This is a genomic window from Streptomyces sp. NRRL WC-3549 (assembly GCF_000721935.1).
Classification (GTDB): Bacteria; Actinomycetota; Actinomycetes; order Streptomycetales; family Streptomycetaceae; genus Streptomyces.
The window spans coordinates 47,718-51,651 of the sequence record NZ_KL585381.1 but is presented as its reverse complement, the minus strand read 5'-3'; the positions used below and the strand labels follow the sequence as shown (position 1 = coordinate 51,651).

4 protein-coding genes are annotated in these 3,934 nt (G+C 75.5%); all 4 read left to right on the top strand.

Features of this window, described 5'->3' with window-relative positions; all coding sequences use genetic code 11:
• On the top strand, positions 1 to 194 hold a 194-nt coding region (locus IH13_RS0100440; protein WP_031079998.1), incomplete at its 5' end, for a PAAR domain-containing protein.
• Between the two features lie 5 nt (positions 195 to 199).
• The gene (locus tag IH13_RS0100435; protein WP_031079995.1) at positions 200 to 634 is read left to right on the top strand and encodes a GPW/gp25 family protein; all 435 of its coding nucleotides are present in this window, start codon (positions 200 to 202) and stop codon (positions 632 to 634) included.
• Positions 631 to 2,598, top strand: a complete 1,968-nt coding sequence (locus tag IH13_RS0100430) for a putative baseplate assembly protein (RefSeq protein ID WP_031079993.1) — start codon at positions 631 to 633, stop codon at positions 2,596 to 2,598. The genes IH13_RS0100435 and IH13_RS0100430 overlap by 4 nt, the downstream gene beginning before the upstream one ends.
• Before the next feature lie 4 nt (positions 2,599 to 2,602).
• Complete coding sequence (locus IH13_RS0100425) at positions 2,603 to 3,190, top strand: phage tail protein (RefSeq protein ID WP_031079991.1); 588 nt, start codon at positions 2,603 to 2,605, stop codon at positions 3,188 to 3,190.
• The last annotated feature ends 744 nt before the right edge of the window (positions 3,191 to 3,934 follow it).

Sequence of the window (3,934 nt, the reverse complement as noted above, 5' to 3'; positions counted from 1 at the left end):
GCGGGAAGCCCGCCGCCACCGCCGGCACCGCGCACCAGTGCGCCGCCCCCGTCGCGCATCCGCCGTCCGTCCTCCTCGTGCCCGCCGGCCGCACGGTGCTGATCGGGGGCAGGCCCGCAGCCCGTGTCGGGGACCCGGCGGGCTGCGGGGCGCCGGTCACGTCGGGCTGCGCGACCGTACTGATCGGAGACTGACCGCCATGGGACAGCAGTTCATCGGCGCGGGCTGGGCCTTCCCGCCGCGTACGGACGCCACCGGGTCGATCGCCCTGGTACGGGGCGAACGCGAGGTGGAGGAGTCGATCCGGCTGATCCTCGCCACCTCACCGGGTGAGCGTCCGATGCGTCCGGAGTTCGGCTGCGCCGTCAACGACTACGTGTTCGCACCCGCCGACGCCGGGACCGCCGGGCAACTGGCGTACGAGGTGCGGCTGTCGCTGGAGCGGTGGGAGCCCAGGATCGAGGTGCGGGAGGTCTCCGTGCGGTTCGACGAGGCCGACAGCGGTGTCCTCTACATCGACATCGGCTACACGGTGCGCGGCTCCAACGACCCCCGCAACCTCGTCTTCCCCTTCTACGTGATCCCGCAGCACGGACCCGACACGGGCCGAGACGACGAGGAGACAGGCACGTGACGCTGCCCAGCCCCCATCTGGACGACCGCCGCTTCCAGGGCCTCGTGGACGAGGCCAAACGCCGTGTCCAGCAACGCTGTCCGGAGTGGACCGACCACAACGTGTCGGATCCGGGCGTCACCCTCATCGAGGCGTTCGCCGGCATGGTCGACCAGCTCGTCTACCGGGTCAACCGGGTGCCGGAGAAGAGCTACCTGACCTTCCTCGACCTGATCGGGGTCCGGCTCCACCCGCCCACCGCCGCACGCACCGAGGTGACGTTCCGGCTCTCCGCCCCGCGTCCCGACCCGGTGGTGGTGAAGGCCGGTACCGAGATCGCCACCCTCCGGACGGAGACCGAGGAGGCGGTCGTCTTCACCACCACCGGACAACTGTCGGTCGTGCCCTGCTCGTACGACGCCCTCGTGACCTGGCCGGTGACCGGCGAAGCGGCCGACCGTACGGAGGAACTGGCGATCGGACGGGACGTGGCGTGCTTCGACGCGGTCCCCACCCCGGGCGACTGCCTGTACGTGGGCCTGTCCGCCGCCGTGCCGGCGGGGGTCGTGGTGCTCCGGCTGGACTGCAGGGTCGAGGGCGTCGGCGTGGACCCGCTGCGGGCACCGCTGGTCTGGGAGGCCTGGGACGGCAGCGCCTGGGCGGCCTGCGAGGTCGAGAAGGACGACACCGGCGGCTTCAACCGGTCCGGCGAACTGATCCTGCACCTCCCGGCGACACACGCCACCCTCGCCCTGGCACGGCGTACCGCCGGGTGGCTGCGCTGCCGGCTGACCGAGGCGGAGCCCGGCAGCCCGACCTATCTGGCACCCCCGGTGCTCCGGGGCGTCACCGCGTTCACCATCGGCGCGACGGGGGGCGCCGAGCACGCCGAGACCGTGACGGACGAGGTGCTCGGCGCGGCGGAGGGCGTGCCCGGCCAGGTGTTCACGCTGGCCCGGCCGCCGGTGGTGCCCGGCGAGTTCGTCGTCGAGGTGACCGATCCGGCGGGCGGGCCCGAGCCCACCCGGTGGACGAGGGTGGACGACTTCGCGCACTCCGGGCCGGACGACCGCCACATCACCCTCGACCCGAACTCCGGACGCGTCGAGTTCGGGCCCGCCGTACGGGAGCGGGACGGTTCCGTACGCCACTACGGCGCCGTGCCGGCGAAGGGCGCCACGGTCCGGGTGAGCTCCTACCGCACCGGCGGGGGCGTACGCGGCAACGTCGCCCGGTCGACGCTGAAGGTGCTGCGCAGCGCGATCCCGTACGTGGCGCGGGTGGAGAACCGCCGCCCGGCGCTGGGTGGGGTGGACGGCGAGAGCGTCGAGAGCGCGCGGGTGCGCGGGCCGATGACCCTGCGCACCCTGCACCGGGCCGTCGTCCCGCACGACTACGAACTGCTGGCCCGGGAGGTCGCCCCGGACGCCGCCCGGGTGCACTGCATCCGGGCCGGGGAGGCCTCCGGCACCGACGCCGGGGACGCCCAGGGGGTGCGGCTGCTCGTCGTGCCCGCGGGGCGGAGCGACGAGCAGGGCAGGATCGGGTTCGACGAACTCGTGCCTCCCGCGCAGACCCTCCGGCTGATCGCCGGGCACCTGGACGCCCGGCGCCCGATCGGCGCCAGACTCGTCGTCGAACCGCCCTTCTACCAGGGGGTCACCGTCGTCGCCGTGGTCCAGGCCGAGCGCGGAGCGGTCGCGGACCGGGTCAGGGAGGCGGCACTGGCCGCGCTGTACGGGTACTTCAACCCGCTGTCGGGTGGTCCGAACGGGCAGGGGTGGCCGTTCGGGCGCCCGGTGCAGTCGGGGGAGGCGTTCGCGGTGCTTCAGCGGGTGCCGGGTGTGGACCTGGTCGAGGACGTCCGGCTGTACCCGGCCGACCCGGTGACCGGCGAACGCACCGAGGCCACGGCCAAGATCCCGCTGGACCGGCACGCGCTGGTCTTCAGCTACGAGCACCAGCTTCGGGTCAGGGGGGCGTAGGGCGATGCGTACCGGCGTCACGGGGCTCGTGACCCCGCACCCTCTGATCGAGCAACTGCCCTCCGTCTACCTGGAACAGGACTTCCTGCGGCGCTTCCTCGGCGCGCTCGACGAGGTCCTCGCCCCCGTCCTGCTGACCATCGACAACCTGCCCGCCCACCTCGACCCCCGCAGCGCGCCGGACGACTTCCTGGCCTGGCTGGCCCAGTGGGTGGCGGTGGACCCGCACGAGGACGTCCCGCCCGACCGGCGGCGTGCGACGGTACGGGGCGCGGTGACCCGGCACGCCCGGCGCGGGACGCTCGGCGGACTGGCCGAGGCGGTACGGCTGGAGACCGGCGCGGAGCCCGAGGTCACCGAGACCGGCGGGACGGCGTGGGCGACCCGGCCGCACACCACGTTGCCGGGCGACGAGGGCCGCCCCTGGGTGACGGTCAGGGTCAGGGCGGGCCGGGGGCGGGCGGCCGACCGGGTGCGGCTGGAGGAGCTGATCGGCGCGGAGGTCCCGGCACACGTGGGGTTCACGCTGGACATCCTGCCGCCGGACGGAGACGGAGACGGGGACGTGGGGGTGCCGCGGAATGGTCTGTGAGGAGTGCGGTCACCGGAACGCGGCGGGGCGGGAGTTCTGCGCGTCCTGCGAGGCGTTCCTGGCGTGGGAGCCGGACGAGGCGGGCGCACCGGGGTCCGCCGGTGCGGCGCCGGGGCTGGGGGGTGGGCCGGGGGGTGGCCCGGGACTCGGCCCCGGGGGTGGCCCGGGGGGCGGCCCAGGCGTGGCGGCGAGCCCGGTGGCGGGCGCCGCGCCGGGGCCGGTTGCTCTGCCCGGTTCTGGCTCTGTGCCCGGTCGTGGCTCTGTGCCCGGTCCTGACTCTGCCCCCGGTCCTGACTCTGTGCCCGGGCCTGGCCTCGTGCCCGGCCAGGGTTCTGTGCCTGCTCGGAGCCCTGGCCGGGCTCCCGGTCAGGGCTCCGGCCCGGTGCCAGGCCCCGGCCCGCATGGCCCGGTGCCAGGCCCCAGCCCGCACGGCCCTACGCCCGGTCACGGCCCTGCCTCCCGTCATGGTCCTGTGCCTGGGACCGGACCTGCGCCCGGGCTGGGGGCCGTGCCAACCCCAAGGCCCGCGCCCGCACGGCCCGCTTCCGCGCCCGCACGGTCCGCTTCCGCGCCCGCACGGTCCGACTCCGCGCTCGGTCCCGGGTTCGCGACCGGCCAGGGCCACGGTTCGGCCTCGGCGCCGCGCTCCGGCCCGGTGCCGCCTGCCGCCCCCGTACCCCCGCCGCCTCCCGGACGGCCGTCCCCCGCAGCCCCGGCGCCCGCCCCCGTGCGTCCGGCGGCGGC

Coding starts and splice junctions, on each gene's coding strand:
- IH13_RS0100435 (WP_031079995.1), top strand. CDS start 200: ATGGGACAGCAGTTCATCGGCGCGGGCTGGGCCTTCCCGCCGCGTACG.
- IH13_RS0100425 (WP_031079991.1), top strand. CDS start 2,603: ATGCGTACCGGCGTCACGGGGCTCGTGACCCCGCACCCTCTGATCGAG.